Consider the following 15,330-nt stretch of genomic DNA (forward strand, 5'->3'; position numbering starts at 1 on the left):
GGGCGATGAACGCTTTGAAACTGGCCGCATGCCTTCTCGCGCTCGCGCCGGCGGCTGCCGTGGCCGAGGATCTGCCGCAATTGCGCGCAGCGTTGCTCTCCAGGGAGACGCATCATGACAGGGCTTGAGATCAGCCATGTCAGCTATAGCCACGGATCGCGCAAGACGCTCGACAATGCCAGTTTCCAGGAGGTCGACGCGGAAAACCGACACTTTCCGCTATATTGCCGCCGACGGCATTTGCCTTGATCCTGCTTTCTCGGGAAGGACCTGAAGACGTTCAAGAGAGAGGAGGAACGAATGCTTAAGCTACATCCGTCCATCGACAACGGCTTTCCGCCTGCCAGTCCGGACTTTCAGGGTGGCACGTTGAAATGCAAATGCGCCACCAATCCGGTGACCGTTGAAATCGGCGCGCAGACGGCGCACAACCATGCCTGCGGCTGCACCAAATGTTGGAAGCCGGATGGCGCGACCTTCGCGCAGATCGCGGTTGTCAGCCGCGACAAGGTGAATGTCGCCTCAGGTTCAGAAAAGCTGCAGATCGTCGATCCAAGCGCGACGATCCAGCGTTACGCCTGCAAGGATTGCGGCGCGCACATGTATGGCCGGATCGAGAACACCAAGCATCCCTTCTATGGCCTCGATTTCGTCCATACCGAGCTCAGCGACGAGACCGGTTGGTCGCCGCCGGGATTCGCAGCCTTCGTATCTTCCGTGATCGAAAGCGGCGTCAGCCCCGACAGGATGCCGGATATACGCGTTCGCCTGACAGAACTCGGGCTGCCGCCCTATGATTGCTTGTCGCCGGCGCTGATGGATGCAATCGCCACGCACATCGCCAAACAGACCGGCGCCCTGCCGGCCTGACAAAGAGCTCAACGCCTCCTCCCTCGGACCCCACCCGTTTGTCTCCTTCCAGGAGGCTCTCCCAATGGGTGGGGTCTGAGGCGTTTTTGTGCCTTCGGAGTCGATGCGCGGCGAAGATCGGGAGAGCGCTCGTTGATACCCCCTCTGCCCTGCCGGGCATCTCCCCCACAAGGGGGGCGATTGGCCAGAAGCAAAGCCCTGCCCGACAACAAACTCGCAAAATGCCCAAGTTGCGCAAATTCAACGCGCACGCACAGGGATCTGTGGTTGAGCGGGATATCACTGCTTGCCAATCTCCCCCCTTGTGGGGGAGATGCCCGGCAGGGCAGAGTGGGGTACCCGGCCGGCGGAACAAACGGAATAGCTATTCAGACCTGATAGGGCGGAACTTTCCATTTGATGGAGCAGCCGATTGAAGGCTGCTGTTCCGCCGGCCCTTTGCCAAACAGCGCGACCATGACCATGGCCTCGTAAAGGTCACGCCTCAGATCGGCAGGGCCGATCTCCTTGCGCGAGGCGTCCAGTCGCCCGCGATATTGCAGCTTCATGTCCTTGTTGAAGCCGAAGAAGTCTGGCGTGCAGGCGGCACCATAGGCTTTGGCGACGGATTGATCCTCGTCGTAGAGATAGGGGAAGGGCAGGGCGTTTTGCGAAGCGAAGCGCTTCATGTTGTCGAACGAGTCCTCCGGATAACTGTCGGCGTCATTGGCGCTGATCGCCACGAAGCCGACACCGTGAGTCTTGAGGCCGACCGCGTCCCGAACGATCCGCGCGATCACCGCTTTCACATAGGGGCAGTGATTGCAGATGAAGGCAACGACCAGCCCCTTCGGGCCGGCCTGATCGAATATGGAGTGGGTGGCGCCATCGACGCCGGGAAGCCTTGCGTCGACCGCCGGCCAGCCGAATTCACAGACAGGAGGGGTGGCGGCCATGGCTCACGCCGCTTTCTTCATGGCGCCATCGGATGCCGCGCGGATGGCCGCGATGTTTTTCGCGTAGGCCTCCTCGCTGCCGCCCTTGAACACCGCGGAGCCGGCAACCAGCACGTCCGCACCGGCCGCGGCAACGAGCGGCGCCGTTTCCGGTGTCACGCCGCCATCGATCTCGATGTGGATCGGACGGCTGCCAATCATGGACTTCACGCGCCGCACCTTCTCGACGACGGACGGGATGAAGGCCTGGCCGCCGAAACCCGGATTGACCGTCATCAGGAGGATGAGGTCGAGCCGGTCCAGCACATATTCGAGGGCGGTCTCCGGCGTCGAGGGATTGAGCGACACGCCGGCCTTGCAGCCGAGGTCGCGGATCGCCTGCAACGATCTGTCGAGGTGGGTGGTCGCTTCGGCATGTACAGTGATGATGTCGCAGCCGGCATCGGCGAAGGCGCCGAGAAACGGGTCGGCCGGTGCGATCATCAAGTGGCAGTCGAACACCTTGTCGGTTCGGCCCCGGATTGCTTTGATGACCGGTGGCCCGAAGGTGATGTTTGGCACGAAATGGCCGTCCATCACGTCAAGATGGATCCAGTCGGCACCCGCCCGGCAGACGGTCTCGACCTCTTCGCCGAGTCTCGAGAAGTCGGCCGACAGAACAGAGGGGGCAATGATGGTCTTCTCGCTCATGACGATGTCTCCGGATGATTGGGTTCACCCATCGTGAACACGCGGCTCGCGGAAATGTCCCCAGCGGTGATGGTTGAGAGTTGCTCGGCGTCGACCGGGCCTACGCTTTCCTCGAACAGGCGATTCGCCTGCCGCAGCCGAGCCCGATCGAGCGCGTTGCGGATCGAGCGAGCATTGGCGAAATGCGGCTGGCGCCGGCGCCGCGCGATGTAGTTGCTCATTATAGCAGTTGCCTTGGCGTCAAAGCGATAGCCCTGACGGCTCAGCATGCTTTCTGCGATCGACAGGAGCTCGCCGTCGTCATAATCGGGGAAGTCGATATGGTGGGCAATGCGCGAGCGGAAGCCGGGATTGCTCTCGAAAAACCGGTCCATGCGGTCGGCGTAGCCGGCGAGAATAACCACCAGGTCGTCGCGGTTGTTTTCCATTACCTGAAGCAGGATTTCGATCGCTTCTTGGCCATAGTCGCGCTCGTTGTCCGGTCGGTAGAGATAATAGGCCTCGTCGATGAACAGCACGCCCCCCATTGCCTTCTTCAGGATCTCCTTGGTCTTGGGCGCGGTATGGCCGATATATTGCCCGACCAGATCATCGCGCGTCACCGACACCAGATGCCCCTTGCGGATATAGCCGAGCCTGTGCAGCAGATTGGCCATGCGCAATGCCACCGTCGTCTTGCCGGTGCCTGGATTGCCGGTGAAGCTCATGTGCAGCGACGGCGCTTCGTGGGTCAGGCCCATTGCACGACGGGCCCGTTCAACGAGCAGCAGGGCTGCGGTCTCACGGATTCGCCGCTTCACGGGCTTCAGACCGACGAGTTCTTTATCCAGTTCATCGAGCACCTCGGCGACGCCGGAGGCCCTGTATTCCTCAGCGAGGTCGACAGATGTCGGCAGGTTTTCGGTGCCTGATAGAGCTTCCGGCATCGCCATTTCGTCTGCTCCTTCTACCGCTGCGTTTCCCAGGCATAGCGTTGGCTGCGACCGCGGCTTTCCGTCCGGGTCATCCTGAGGCTCGGTTCGTTGTCGGGACGGTTGACGATGAAAGACATCGTCACGGTCTCGAGGCCGCGGCTGGAATCGAAGGCATTCAGGCGGATGTAATCCTGCGGATGGGCCTTGCGGCAATCCTCCAACTCCATCATGACGCCCTTGGCGTCCTTTAGGTCAAACATCGGATTGCCCCACATTTCCCAGTAGGTGTTGCGGGGATGCGGGTCGTCGGTGTGCTCGACGCCGATCGCCCATCCCTTACCGAGGCAATATTCCACCTGTGCCGTGATCTGCTCATCCGTCAGATCCGGCAGGAACGAGAAGCATCCTTGGGTGATACGCATGTTCGTTTCTCCTTCTTCTCATGCCCGTCAGGCGACGCTTACGCTCGGCACGAAATCCGAGGTATCCGTCGGGGTGTAGTTGAAGCTGATATTGCCCCAGGTATCGAGGGCCGCTTCGAGCGGCTTGCACCACTTGGCCGCCGCCCTGAGGATTTCAGGACCTTCATGGGCGATGTCGCGGCCTTCATTGCGGGCAAGCACCATGGCTTCCAGCGCGACCCGATTGGCGGTGGCTCCTGCCTGGATGCCCATGGGGTGACCGATCGTGCCGCCGCCGAACTGCAGCACGACGTCGTCGCCGAAAAGATCGAGCAACTGGTGCATCTGGCCAGCGTGGATACCGCCCGATGCAACCGGCATGACTTTCTTGATGTCCGCCCAGTCCTGCTCGAAGAAGATGCCGCGCTCAAGGTCGACTTCGTTCTTTGTTTCGCGGCAGACATTGTAGTAACCCTGCACCGTCATCGGGTCGCCCTCGAGTTTGCCGACGGCAGTGCCGGCATGCAGGTGGTCAACACCGGCAAGCCGCAGCCATTTGGCGATGACGCGGAAGGAGATGCCGTGGTTCTTCTGCCGCGTGTAGGTGCCGTGGCCGGCCCGGTGCATGTGCAAGATCATGTCGTTCTGTCGGCACCATTCCGAGATCGACTGGATTGCCGTCCAGCCGACGATGAGATCCACCATGACGATCACCGAACCGAGTTCCTTGGCGAATTCGGCGCGGCGGTACATCTCCTCCATCGTACCGGCGGTGACGTTGAGATAGTGCCCCTTGACCTCGCCAGTGACGGCGGAGGCATGGTTGACCGCCTCCATGCAGTAAAGGAAGCGGTCGCGCCAATGCATGAAGGGCTGCGAATTGATGTTCTCGTCATCCTTCATGAAATCGAGACCGCCCTTCAGCCCCTCGTAGACGACGCGGCCATAGTTCTTGCCCGAAAGCCCGAGTTTCGGCTTGGTGGTGGCGCCGAGCAGCGGCTTGCCGAACTTGTCCAGCCGTTCGCGCTCCACGACGATGCCGGTCGGCGGACCCTTGAAGGTTTTCACATAGGCGACGGGGAAGCGCATATCCTCGAGCCTTGCCGCCTTTAACGGCTTGAACGAGAAGACATTGCCGATGATCGACGCCGTCAGGTTGGCGATCGATCCTTCCTCGAACAGGATAAGGTCGTAGGCGACATAGCAGAAATATTGTCCGGGTGTTCCGGGTACCGGATCGACTCGATAGGCCTTGGCGCGATATTGGTCGCAGGCCGTGAGGCGATCGGTCCATACCACGGTCCAGGTGGCCGTCGAGCTTTCGCCGGCAACCGCGGCGGCCGCCTCGATCGGGTCGACGCCCTCCTGCGGCGTGATCCGGAACAGCGCGATCAGATCGGTGTCCTTCGGCTCGTAGTCGCCGTTCCAATAGCCCATCTGCGCGTATTTGAGCACGCCGGCCTTGTAGCGTTCCTTGCCCTTGATCTCTGTCTTTGCGTCGGCGTTCATGACACAGTCCTTTCGTCGGGATGAATGTGATCAGGCGGCTTGCGACCGCGCCGTCTGGGGTTTGAGCGACCCGCTAGCGTAGCGTCTGGCCATCTCCGCGATCGGCACGACCTTGATGCGGGATGCGTTGCCCGCGGTGCCGAAGGCCTCGAACCGGGCCTTGCAGACGGCCGACATGGCGTCCATGGCGGGCTTCAGGAACTTGCGTGGATCGAATTCGCTGCGGCTCGTGTCGGCGACGCGGCGAAAGGCGGCGGCAGCCGCCAGGCGCAGATCCGTGTCGATATTGACCTTGCGCACGCCGAAGCGGATGCCCCGCACGATCTCCTCGACCGGCACGCCGTAGGTCTCGCGCATTTCGCCGCCATGGGCGTTGAAGACATCCTGCCACTCCTGCGGCACCGAGGAGGAGCCGTGCATGACGATGTGGGTGTCCGGCAGCCGGTGATGGATCTTCTCGATCACGTCCATGGCGAGCACCTCGCCGGTCGGCTTGCGGCTGAATTTGTAGGCGCCATGCGAGGTGCCGATGGCCACTGCCAGCGCATCGACCTCGGTCTCGGCGACGAAGCGGGCGGCTTCCTCCGGGTCGGTCAAGAGTTGCGAACGATCGAGCGCGCCTTCGAAGCCGTGGCCGTCCTCGGCTTCGCCATGGCCGGTTTCAAGAGAGCCGAGGCAGCCGAGTTCCCCCTCGACCGAAGCACCGACCATATGGGCGAGGCGGCTTACTTCCGCGGTGATCGCGACGTTATAGGCGTAGTCGGCGGGCGTCTTCGCATCCTCCGTCAGCGAACCGTCCATCATCACCGAGGTGAAGCCGTGCTGGATCGCCGAGAGACACGTCGCGACATTGTTGCCATGATCCTGGTGGATGCAGAGCGGGATGTCGGGATACATCTGCTCGAGCGCTTCCATCATCTTGGCGAGCATGATGTCGTTGGCATAGGAGCGCGCGCCGCGCGAGGCCTGGAGGATGACAGGCGCGTCGCAGGCGCGCGCCGCCTCCATGATCGCCAGGCCCTGTTCCATGTTGTTGATGTTGAAAGCCGGTACGCCATAGGTGTGTTCGGCGGCATGATCGAGAAGTTGGCGGAGCGTGATGCGGGCCATGTTCAAACCTTCCTGGTCGATGCGATGACGACTTCGCCGGCCCGAGCGCCGGTCCGGGTGCCGATGGGGGGCACCTCCCGGAAGTCCCTGCGAACAAGCCTCAAAGCTTCGGCGACGATGTGATCGGCGGTGATGCCGAAATGGCGGTAGAGGTCTCCGGCCGGTGCGGAGGCTCCGAAGCCGACCATGCCGACGAAGGCACAATCAGGTCCCATCCAGCGGTCCCAGCCGAGGCGGCCAGCCGCTTCGACGGCAATTCGGGGGGCATCACCGAGGACCTGCCGCTGATAGGATGCATCCTGGGCCTCGAATTTCTCCCAGCACGGCATGGAGACCACCGCCGCTTCGATACCCTCCTCGGCTTGCAGGCGTTCCGCCGCGGCCACGGCGATCTCGACCTCGGACCCTGTGGCAAGCAGCGTGATGTCGCGGGGCCTCTGCGCTTCCTTAAGGACATAGGCTCCGCGCGCGGACAAATTCTCGTTCCCGCCCGTCTGGCGCAGCATCGGCAGAGCCTGCCGCGAGAGAGCGAGGACGCTCGGCGTCTTCTTCTCACCAAGCGCGATCTCCCAGCATTCGGCAGTCTCGATGATGTCGGCGGGCCGGAAGACATTGAGGTTGGGCGTGGCACGCAGCATCGCCAGATGCTCGACCGGCTGATGGGTCGGTCCGTCCTCGCCGAGACCGATGGAGTCATGAGTCAGCACATAGATGACGGGCAGGCCCATCAGTGCCGAGAGACGGATTGCGCCGCGTGCATAGTCGGAAAACACCAGGAAGGTGCCGCCATAGGGAATGAAACCGCCATGCAGGGCGATGCCGTTCATGGCGGCCGCCATGCCGTGCTCACGGATGCCGTAATGCAGATAGCGGCCCTTGAAATTGCCCGGCCCAATGGGTTGAGTCTGGGACGTCATCGTCAGGTTCGAGCCGGTCAGATCGGCGGAGCCGCCGACCGTCAAAGCCGTGGCCCCATTGATGACCTCCAGCGTCATCTGCGAGGCCTGCCGGGTGGCGACCTTGGAGCCTCTCTTGCGATGCGCGGCTCGGAACTTTGCCAGCAGATCCGCGACACCGCCGTCCAGTTCCCGGGCGACGGTCTGTTCGTAGCGCTTTTTCGAGCGCGAAGCGTCGAGCCGGATTTCCCATGCTTCGCGGGCCATCCGGCCCCGCACCGCCACCCTTTGCCAGGCGGATTTGATCTCGGCCGGCACGAAGAAGGGTGGGTGTGGCCAGGCGAGCTTCTCGCGTGTCGCGGCGATTTCCTTGTCGCCGAGTGCCGCCCCGTGGGTTTTATGCGAGCCTTCCATGTTGGCTGCGCCATTGCCGATCCGGGTGCGGCAGGCAATCAGCGATGGCTTGCGGGTCCGGTGCGCTCGCTGGATCGCCTTCGCCACGGCCTCGGGGTCGTGGCCGTCAACGCGTTGCGCATCCCAGCCGGCCGCGCGGAAACGTGCAAGCTGATCCATCGAGGTGGAGAGGTCAGTCGAACCATCGATCGATATCCGGTTGTCGTCCCAGAGCACGATGAGCTTGCGCAGCTTCAGATGCCCGGCAAGGTCGATCACCTCGTGGCTGATACCCTCCTGCAAGCAGCCGTCGCCGGCCACCACATAGGTGAAGTGGTTGCAGAGCGAACTCGAGAAGCGCGCGGCCATCATCTGTTCGGCGATCGCCATGCCAACGGCTGTGGCAATTCCCTGGCCGAGTGGGCCGGTGGTGGTCTCGATCCCGAGGGCATGGCCGTATTCGGGATGGCCGGCCGTTTTCGAGCCGAGCTGGCGGAAGGCTGAGAGCTCGGCCATCGGCATGTCGGCAAAGCCGATGAGGTGATGGATGGCATAGAGCAGCATCGACCCATGGCCAGCCGAAAGCACGAAACGATCGCGATCGGGCCAATCGGGCAGGGAGGGGTCAATCTTGATGAAGCGGTTGAAGAGGACTGTCACCGCGTCGGCCATGCCCATCGGCATCCCGGGATGCCCGGAATTGGCCTTCTGCACGGCATCCATGGCGAGAAACCGGATGGCATCGGCCATGTTGCGCTCCGATGCGGCGGCACGGGTTTCGATCTGCTGCGAAACATTCATGGTGTCCTCCTCACGACATGCGGTGTTTGCGCTCGAGCAGTTTGTGGATGAGCGGCGTGAAAATCAGCTGCATGGCGAGGTCGAGCTTGTCGCCCGGCACCACGATGGAGTTGGCGCGTGACATGAAGCTGTTGTGCAGCATCGACAGCAGGTAGGGGAAATCGATGCTTTGCGGTTTTGCGAAGCGAATGACCAGGATGGATTCGGCGTGCGTCGGTATCCAGCGGGCGATGAAGGGGTTGGACGTGTCGACGATCGGCACACGCTGGAAATTGATATCGGTGAGCGAAAACTGCGGGCAGATATAGTGCACGTAGTCGGGCATGCGCCGCAGGATTGTGTCGGTCACGGCCTCGGTGGAGTACCCGCGCGTCGCCTTGTCGCGATGGATCTTCTGAATCCATTCCAGGTTGATCACCGGCACGACGCCGATCTTCAGATCGCAATGCTGGGCGAGATTGACGGTGTCGGTGACCGCACAGCCATGCAATCCCTCGTAGAACAGGAGATCGCTGTCGCCAAACTCTTCCCAGTTCGTGAATGTACCGGGTTCGGCGCCGTATTTTGCGGCCTCGGCGTCATCATGCACGTAGTGGCGGGTGCGCCCGACGCCGCGCCTGCCATATTCGGCAAAGACGCTTTCCAGGATTTCCAGTTCGTTCGCCTCGGCGGAGAAATGGGTGAAGTCGACACCTCGCGCTTTCTCGTCCGCTATCTTGCGGCGCATGGTTTCCCGGTCGTAGCGGTGGAAAGCATCACCTTCGATGAAGGACGCCGAGACGTTCTCGCGCTTGAAGATCTTCTCGAAAGTGTCCTTGACCGTCGTGGTGCCAGCGCCGGAGGAGCCGGTGATCGATATGATTGGGTATCTGGCTGACATGTTGCTCTCCTCAGGCGCGAAACAGACCGCGCTTGCCGAAGAGCGGTGCGCGTTCGCCAATCATGTTCGGGTCGACGTGATAGCGGGCGACGCGCGCCACCTCGCGGCGCGAGCCGAAAGCCAGCGGCACGCGCTGGTGCAGGTTTTCCGGAACGAGATCGAGAATGCGCGTGATCGAGTTCGTGGCCGCGCCGCCGGCGTTCTCGATGATGAAGGCGATCGGGTTGGCCTCGTAGACCAGCCGTAGCCGGCCCTGGTGGTAGCCCTTCCGGCCGTCGGCGGGGTACAGGAAAATCCCGCCGCGGACCAGGATCCGATAAGAGTCGGCGACCAGTGAGGCGATCCACCGCATGTTGAAGTCCCGCTCGCGCGGCCCTTCCGAACCTGCCAGGCAATCGTCGACATAGAGCCGGATCGCCTCTTCCCAGTGTCGATAGTTCGACATGTTGATAGCGAATTCGCTGGTGCGCTCCGGGATGCTGACCGATTTGTAGGCCTCTACGAAGCATCCAAGCCGGTTGGAGAAAATGAAAATCTCCGTGCCCTTGCCAAGCGACAGTACGAGCGTGGTTTGTGCTCCGTAGACGAAGAAGCCCGCCGCCAGTTGTTGGTTTCCGGGCTGCAGAAAGGACTGCGTGGGGTCCAGATCTGGTCCCTTGACGGCGGGCAGCACGGAGAAGACCGTGCCGATGGAGACGTTGTTGTTGATGTTCGACGACCCGTCGAGCGGATCGATGGCAACTGCCAGACGTGCCGTCGGATCGAGCGGGACAGGCTTTTCCAGTTCTTCCGAGGCGTAGTATGCGACCGGTGCCCCGTGCAGGCACGACAGAAAGAGCTCGTTGCACAGGACATCCAGATTCCTCTGCAGGTCGCCGTCGGCATTGCTGCCGCCGCGTGTGCCGTTGAACGCGGTGTCGAGCGCTCCCTGATTAATGATTTTGCGGACGACGAGGGCGGCCGTTGCCAGCCTCTGGATCACTGCGGCCACGTCCGGCGCCAAATCGTCGCCATTGGCCGTACGTGATGCGAGATAAGCCTCGAGAGTTGCGCCTGACATGATGTCTCCTCCCACGATGTCCAGGAAAGGATGGCGCAAACGGATGGTTTGTAAAATTTATTCGATTGACTACAGAAGTTAGATTTTCTTATTATTGGAATTGCATGCGCAACTTGACCCTTCGCCAACTCCGCACCGTTGAGGCCATTTGCAGGCTGGGGAAGATCAACCTCGCCGCCGAGGCCTTGCGTGTGACCGGACCGGCGCTCACCTTGCAGATCCAGCAGCTGGAACGAGACGCCGGCGTCCCGCTGTTCGACAGAACGCGCAACGGCATGGTCCCGACGGCCTACGGCCTTGCTTTCCTGGAGGCGGCGCGGGCGGTTGAAGACAGCCTCGTCGGGCTCGAGGATGCAATCAGTGCCATCAAGGGGCTCAGAACCGGGCGGTTGCGTCTCGGTGTCGTATCGACCGGAAAATACTTCGCCCCCCAGCTGATTGCCGCCTTCCGCGATCAGACTCCGGGCATCGAGATCAATCTCTTCATCGGCAATCGTGCCGAGATAATTACCAAACTGAGGGATCACGAAGTCGACATCGCCCTTATGGGGCGGCCACCGCGCGACGTCGAGGTGCGGGCGCAAGTGTTCGGCGACCACCCGCTGGTCTTCATCGCCTCGGCCGGTCATCCGCTCGCAGGCGTTCTAGAAATTTCGCGGGAGCGCATTGCCCAGGAGCAGTTCCTGGTGCGTGAGAAGGGTTCGGGGACGCGCATCTCGCTTGAGATCTTTCTGAGCGGCACGCCGCACAAGCTGGAAGAACTCGGCACGGAGATCGCCTCGAACGAGACGATCAAGCAGGCCGTCATCGCCGGTCTTGGGATTGCCTTCATCTCGGCCCATACTATCGAGCAGGAGGTGAAGCTCGGCCGATTGGTCATACTCGACGTGGTCGAGACGCCGATCCGCCGGCAATGGTTCAGCGTGTCGCGCTCCGACCGCGTCACCACCCCGGCAATGCAAGCTTTCGAGCGGTTCCTGCTGGCGCAGGGCGCGCGATATCTGCCGGTGGTCAGCAAGCCCTATCCCGCCAACGCGTTCCGTTAGGCCGGGTAGCCCACGGGCAGGCCTCAGCCGACGGAACGCGCAAAGCTCCCGGTCCCGCAGCAGGAAAACGCGGTGTCGACCGCCACCTTGGTCTTAATTGTGAGGCCACTGAACGGTTGATACCATTCAACATAGAGGGTGGAGGTCCCCTCGCACGGATCATCCGTAACCGCCGCCGTCAGGTCCGACCTGCGGCGATAGCGGTCTCAAAACCCCGGCGACGGCGACGCCGGGCATGTCGGTGCGGCGGCAGGCCGTTCCGGCTCTTCACCCAAGCAGCGCTCTGAGAGCAACGCTTGTTTCGTGTTCGGCCCGGTTGCGAGGCGCCAGCAATGCAGGGCGGCACACAGATCTGGACGAATGGAGGAGACATGTCCTGGCATAAACCAAAATTCATTGAAGTCAGCTGCGCGATGGAAATCACCCGCTACGCTCCCGCGGACGGGGATGAGCCGATCCTGTTCTAGATCGCGATGGTTCCGGTCGGATCGACGCAAAATCACGACCGTGATCCATTCCAAGAAGTTAGAGCGGGATGCCGGCGGACACGTTTTCTCATCCCGCTCTACTGCATGGTTCCTCAGATCGGTATCGATTTGAGGACAAAATCATGCAGCGATTCAAGGTGCTACAGCGCCTTTGCGTGTCTCAAAAGACGCGCGGCACTGTAGGACGCGGCCTTATGAGGATCTGCCCGCAGCTCTTTGGGTATTCCGGTGAAGAAATCATTCGATCTTCGTATCATCGTTCTGGGGGCCGCCGCCGGCGGCGGTCTTCCGCAGTGGAATTGCGGCTGCCTGAACTGCACGATGGCGCGCGATCCGGGCTCCGCCCTCAAGCCGCAAAGCCAATCATCGCTTGCCGTCAGCCTCGATGGCGAGGCCTGGGCCGTCTTCAATGCCTCTCCGGACATCCGCCAGCAGATTGAAGACAATCGTCTCTTGCAGCCGCGCCGGCTGCGTCACAGCCCGATCAAAAGCGTGGTGCTGACCAACGGCGACATCGATCATCTGGCGGGACTGCTTGTCCTCAGGGAAAAGCAGCCGTTCACGGTGTTTTCCACCGGTTCGGTCGGCGAGATCATCGCCGAAAATCCGGTCTTCGGTGTGCTCGATCCGGACGTGGTTACAAGGAGGCGCGTCGAGATCGAGGAAGCGTTCTTTCCACTTCCCGACCTCGAGGCGCGGCTCTTCGCCGTTCCCGGCAAGGTGCCGCTGTTCCTCGAAGACGACGAACCGGATCTCAACGTCGAGGGCGAAAACACGGTTGGGATCGAGCTCAGAGCCGGCAGCAAGCGCGTTTATTATGTTCCCGGCTGCGGCGCGATCAATGCCGGCCTCGGCGCGCGCCTGCGCGATGCCGACGCGCTGTTCTTCGACGGCACGCTCTTTACCGATCGTGAGATGATTGCGACCGGTACGGGGCGCAAGACGGGCCGCCGCATGGGCCACATGCCGATCGCCGGCGAGGGCGGCAGCCTCGATGCACTCGACGGCCTGAACATTCGCCGAAAGGTCTATATCCACATCAACAACACGAACCCGATCTGGCGGGCTGGCCCCGAGCGCGCCGCGGTCGAAAGCCGCGGCTTTGAAGTCGGGTGCGACGGCATGGAGGTCAGCCTGTGACGACGGCAACTGACAAGCACGCGTTTCACGCGCGCCTTCTGGCGATCGGGGCGGAGCGCTATCATGACAAGCATCCCTTCCACGCGATGCTCCACGGTGGCCGCGCAACGATGACGCAGGTCCGCGCCTGGGTGATCAACCGCTACTACTACCAGAGCCGCATTCCGATGAAGGACGCGGCCTTCCTGTCGCGCTGCGACGACCCGGACCTGCGCCGGGCCTGGCGCTCGCGGATCGAAGACCACGACGGCGGCCTCGACGAGGGCGGCGGCATCCGCCGCTGGCTGCGTCTTGCGCAAGCGGTCGGCCTCGACCCCGCCTATGTCGCTTCGACGCGGGGTGTCCTGCCTGCGACCCGATTTGCCGTCGACGCCTATGTGTCGTTCGTGCGGGAGAAGCCGCTCATCGAGGCCGTGGCCTCCTCGCTCACCGAGCTTTTTGCGCCCAAGATCCATTCGGAGCGTATTGCCGGATTGCTGGAGCACTATGCGTTCGCGGACCACGAAGCGCTTGCTTACTTCCGCCAAAGGCTGGCGGAAGCGCCGCGCGACGTCGAGTTCGGCCTTGCCTATGTGCTCGATCACGCCGACACAGCGGAAAAACAGGATGCCGCCGCCGCGGCGCTCACCTTCAAGACAGATGTTCTGTGGTCGCAGCTCGACGCGCTTTATTCCGCCTATGTGACGCCCGGCCTGATCCCGCCCGGCGGCTGGGACGGCAAGCAAGGTGTCGTCGGCGAGCCGACGGCGATGGAGGCGGCGGAATGAGCGCCAATGCGATGAACTCAGGGGCCAGGATTTCAGGGGCGAGTGTCGTCAAGCTGGCGCGCGGCGTGCGGCTGCACGAGGATCCGGTTCGCGGCCAGATGGTGCTCCTGGCACCGGAGCGGGCGATGGCGCTCGACGATATTGCCGTCGCAATCGTAGAAGCGCTTGACGGCAAGCGGAACCTCGACCGGATCGTCGCCGATTTTGCCGCCAAGTTCGACGCTCCCGCCGCCGAGATCGCCGGCGATGTCAGGGCTTTCGTCCAAGAGCTTGCCATCCGCCGCCTGCTGGAGATCGTCGCATGAGCAGCGCCGTCGCCTCCACAAACCAAGCCGCCGACCCTGTTGCGCGCGTGCCGCCGCCGATGGCGATGCTGGCGGAGTTGACGCATCGCTGTCCGCTGGCGTGTCCCTATTGCTCCAACCCGATCGCCCTGACGACGGCGGACGAGGAGTTGTCGACCGCGGAATGGATCGACGTCTTCAACCAGGCGGCCGCTCTCGGCGTGCTGCATCTGCACTTGTCCGGCGGCGAGCCGGCGGCGCGACGCGATCTCGTCGAACTGACGCGGGCGGCGGTTTCGCTGGGTCTTTATACCAATCTGATCACGTCCGGCGTGGGTTTGACGGAGGCCAGAATCAACGACCTAGCCGAGGCCGGGCTCGACCACGTTCAGTTGTCGATCCAGGGTGTTTCCCCCGAAGGCGCCGACCGGATCGCTGGCTACAAGGGCGGCTATGAGCGAAAGATGGCCGTCGCAAGCTGGGTGGCGGCCACCGGCATCCCGTTGACCGTCAACGCCGTCTGCCACCGGCAGAACATGGGCGAGATCGAAGCCATGATCGAGCTGGCGATCCGGCTTGGGGCGCGGCGGGTGGAGATCGCGACCGTGCAGTTTCACGGCTGGGCCGAGCGCAACAAGGCGGCGCTGCTGCCGACGCGCGAACAGGTCGAGCACGCGACGCGCACCGTCGCCGCGGCGCGGGAAAAATATCAGGGTATCCTGGTGATCGACTATGTGCCGGCCGATTATTATTCCCAATACCCGAAGGCCTGCATGGGCGGCTGGGGGCGCGTCGGCCTCAATGTCACGCCGTCCGGCCGGGTGCTTCCGTGCCACGCGGCTGAAACGATCCCGAGCCTCACCTTCAAGACCGTGCGCGAAGACACGCTCTCCGCGATCTGGTACGAGAGCGACGCCTTCAACGCCTATCGCGGCGACGCCTGGATGGCCGAACCCTGCCGCAGCTGCGAGCGCAAGCAGGTCGACTTCGGCGGCTGCCGTTGCCAGGCAATGGCGCTTGCCGGCGACGCGCGCGCGACCGATCCGGTTTGCATCCGATCGCCGCTGCGCGAACGTTTGACGCGGGACACGGACCGGCTTTCGGCGATGTCGCCGGCCACCTTGAGCTACCGCGGACGGTAGCGCT

At 62.6% G+C, this 15,330-nt stretch carries 17 protein-coding genes; 8 read left to right on the top strand and 9 right to left on the bottom strand.

The window, feature by feature from the left end; genetic code table 11:
- The first annotated feature begins 114 nt into the window (after positions 1–114).
- Both PZN02_RS20855 and gfa read left to right on the top strand, forming a co-directional pair.
- Positions 115–249, top strand: coding sequence for a hypothetical protein (locus PZN02_RS20855; protein ID WP_280662581.1), 135 nt, complete (start codon positions 115–117; stop codon positions 247–249).
- 51 nt (positions 250–300) lie between these two features.
- Complete coding sequence (gene gfa, locus PZN02_RS20860; RefSeq protein ID WP_280662582.1) at positions 301–870, top strand: S-(hydroxymethyl)glutathione synthase; 570 nt, start codon at positions 301–303, stop codon at positions 868–870.
- 368 nt (positions 871–1,238) lie between these two features.
- Here the strand turns inward: gfa and PZN02_RS20865 are convergent, their stop codons facing one another.
- Genes PZN02_RS20865 through PZN02_RS20905 form a run of 9 tightly spaced genes read right to left on the bottom strand, consistent with a single transcriptional unit; the run spans position 1,239 to position 10,459 of the window.
- On the bottom strand, positions 1,239–1,805 hold the full coding sequence (locus PZN02_RS20865) for a thioredoxin family protein (protein ID WP_280662583.1): 567 nt from the start codon (positions 1,803–1,805) through the stop codon (positions 1,239–1,241).
- 3 nt (positions 1,806–1,808) lie between these two features.
- Positions 1,809–2,495 carry a ribulose-phosphate 3-epimerase gene (gene rpe / locus PZN02_RS20870; RefSeq protein ID WP_280662584.1) on the bottom strand — a complete coding sequence of 229 codons (687 nt, stop codon included), beginning with the start codon at positions 2,493–2,495 and terminating at the stop codon, positions 1,809–1,811.
- Complete coding sequence (gene cbbX / locus PZN02_RS20875; protein WP_280662585.1) at positions 2,492–3,427, bottom strand: CbbX protein; 936 nt, start codon at positions 3,425–3,427, stop codon at positions 2,492–2,494. Before cbbX ends, rpe begins: the two co-directional genes overlap by 4 nt.
- A 14-nt stretch (positions 3,428–3,441) precedes the next feature.
- Entirely contained in the window at positions 3,442–3,831 is a 390-nt protein-coding gene (locus PZN02_RS20880; protein WP_280662586.1) for a ribulose bisphosphate carboxylase small subunit, read from the bottom strand.
- Between the two features lie 27 nt (positions 3,832–3,858).
- A complete protein-coding gene (locus tag PZN02_RS20885) occupies positions 3,859–5,319 on the bottom strand; it encodes a form I ribulose bisphosphate carboxylase large subunit (RefSeq protein ID WP_280662587.1) in 1,461 nt (486 codons plus the stop codon).
- Positions 5,320–5,349: 30 nt separating this feature from the next.
- Complete coding sequence (fba, locus tag PZN02_RS20890) at positions 5,350–6,429, bottom strand: class II fructose-bisphosphate aldolase (RefSeq protein WP_280662588.1); 1,080 nt, start codon at positions 6,427–6,429, stop codon at positions 5,350–5,352.
- Between the two features lie 2 nt (positions 6,430–6,431).
- A complete protein-coding gene (gene tkt, locus PZN02_RS20895; protein WP_280662589.1) occupies positions 6,432–8,519 on the bottom strand; it encodes a transketolase in 2,088 nt (695 codons plus the stop codon).
- Positions 8,520–8,529: 10 nt separating this feature from the next.
- Positions 8,530–9,399: a phosphoribulokinase gene (locus tag PZN02_RS20900; RefSeq protein ID WP_280662590.1), complete on the bottom strand. Its 870-nt coding sequence runs from the start codon at positions 9,397–9,399 to the stop codon at positions 8,530–8,532.
- Between the two features lie 10 nt (positions 9,400–9,409).
- Complete coding sequence (locus PZN02_RS20905) at positions 9,410–10,459, bottom strand: class 1 fructose-bisphosphatase (protein ID WP_280662591.1); 1,050 nt, start codon at positions 10,457–10,459, stop codon at positions 9,410–9,412.
- Between the two features lie 104 nt (positions 10,460–10,563).
- Here PZN02_RS20905 and PZN02_RS20910 point away from each other — a divergent pair, with 104 nt between their 5' ends.
- From PZN02_RS20910 to pqqE, 6 genes are all read left to right on the top strand, one after another.
- Entirely contained in the window at positions 10,564–11,505 is a 942-nt protein-coding gene (locus tag PZN02_RS20910; RefSeq protein ID WP_280662592.1) for a LysR family transcriptional regulator, read from the top strand.
- A 371-nt stretch (positions 11,506–11,876) separates the two neighbouring features.
- Entirely contained in the window at positions 11,877–11,972 is a 96-nt protein-coding gene (gene pqqA, locus PZN02_RS20915) for a pyrroloquinoline quinone precursor peptide PqqA (RefSeq protein WP_026187092.1), read from the top strand.
- 249 nt (positions 11,973–12,221) lie between these two features.
- Complete coding sequence (gene pqqB, locus PZN02_RS20920; RefSeq protein ID WP_280662593.1) at positions 12,222–13,133, top strand: pyrroloquinoline quinone biosynthesis protein PqqB; 912 nt, start codon at positions 12,222–12,224, stop codon at positions 13,131–13,133.
- Positions 13,130–13,900 (top strand): pyrroloquinoline-quinone synthase PqqC, encoded by a 771-nt coding sequence (gene pqqC, locus PZN02_RS20925; RefSeq protein WP_280662594.1) that lies wholly within the window; start codon positions 13,130–13,132, stop codon positions 13,898–13,900. Before pqqB ends, pqqC begins: the two co-directional genes overlap by 4 nt.
- Positions 13,897–14,205 (top strand): pyrroloquinoline quinone biosynthesis peptide chaperone PqqD, encoded by a 309-nt coding sequence (pqqD, locus tag PZN02_RS20930; RefSeq protein ID WP_280662595.1) that lies wholly within the window; start codon positions 13,897–13,899, stop codon positions 14,203–14,205. Before pqqC ends, pqqD begins: the two co-directional genes overlap by 4 nt.
- Positions 14,202–15,326 (top strand): pyrroloquinoline quinone biosynthesis protein PqqE, encoded by a 1,125-nt coding sequence (gene pqqE / locus PZN02_RS20935; protein ID WP_280662596.1) that lies wholly within the window; start codon positions 14,202–14,204, stop codon positions 15,324–15,326. The genes pqqD and pqqE overlap by 4 nt, the downstream gene beginning before the upstream one ends.
- Positions 15,327–15,330: the final 4 nt, after the last annotated feature.

The sequence above is a fragment of the Sinorhizobium garamanticum genome (assembly GCF_029892065.1).
GTDB lineage: Bacteria > Pseudomonadota > Alphaproteobacteria > Rhizobiales > Rhizobiaceae > Sinorhizobium > Sinorhizobium garamanticum.

What these genes read in the sequence shown, in the direction of transcription:
- PZN02_RS20855 (WP_280662581.1), top strand. Translation starts at nt 115, where the DNA reads ATGACAGGGCTTGAGATCAGCCATGTCAGCTATAGCCACGGATCGCGC.
- gfa (WP_280662582.1), top strand. Translation starts at nt 301, where the DNA reads ATGCTTAAGCTACATCCGTCCATCGACAACGGCTTTCCGCCTGCCAGT.
- PZN02_RS20865 (WP_280662583.1), bottom strand. Translation starts at nt 1,805, where the DNA reads ATGGCCGCCACCCCTCCTGTCTGTGAATTCGGCTGGCCGGCGGTCGAC.
- rpe (WP_280662584.1), bottom strand. Translation starts at nt 2,495, where the DNA reads ATGAGCGAGAAGACCATCATTGCCCCCTCTGTTCTGTCGGCCGACTTC.
- cbbX (WP_280662585.1), bottom strand. Translation starts at nt 3,427, where the DNA reads ATGGCGATGCCGGAAGCTCTATCAGGCACCGAAAACCTGCCGACATCT.
- PZN02_RS20880 (WP_280662586.1), bottom strand. Translation starts at nt 3,831, where the DNA reads ATGCGTATCACCCAAGGATGCTTCTCGTTCCTGCCGGATCTGACGGAT.
- PZN02_RS20885 (WP_280662587.1), bottom strand. Translation starts at nt 5,319, where the DNA reads ATGAACGCCGACGCAAAGACAGAGATCAAGGGCAAGGAACGCTACAAG.
- fba (WP_280662588.1), bottom strand. Translation starts at nt 6,429, where the DNA reads ATGGCCCGCATCACGCTCCGCCAACTTCTCGATCATGCCGCCGAACAC.
- tkt (WP_280662589.1), bottom strand. Translation starts at nt 8,519, where the DNA reads ATGAATGTTTCGCAGCAGATCGAAACCCGTGCCGCCGCATCGGAGCGC.
- PZN02_RS20900 (WP_280662590.1), bottom strand. Translation starts at nt 9,399, where the DNA reads ATGTCAGCCAGATACCCAATCATATCGATCACCGGCTCCTCCGGCGCT.
- PZN02_RS20905 (WP_280662591.1), bottom strand. Translation starts at nt 10,459, where the DNA reads ATGTCAGGCGCAACTCTCGAGGCTTATCTCGCATCACGTACGGCCAAT.
- PZN02_RS20910 (WP_280662592.1), top strand. Translation starts at nt 10,564, where the DNA reads ATGCGCAACTTGACCCTTCGCCAACTCCGCACCGTTGAGGCCATTTGC.
- pqqA (WP_026187092.1), top strand. Translation starts at nt 11,877, where the DNA reads ATGTCCTGGCATAAACCAAAATTCATTGAAGTCAGCTGCGCGATGGAA.
- pqqD (WP_280662595.1), top strand. Translation starts at nt 13,897, where the DNA reads ATGAGCGCCAATGCGATGAACTCAGGGGCCAGGATTTCAGGGGCGAGT.
- pqqE (WP_280662596.1), top strand. Translation starts at nt 14,202, where the DNA reads ATGAGCAGCGCCGTCGCCTCCACAAACCAAGCCGCCGACCCTGTTGCG.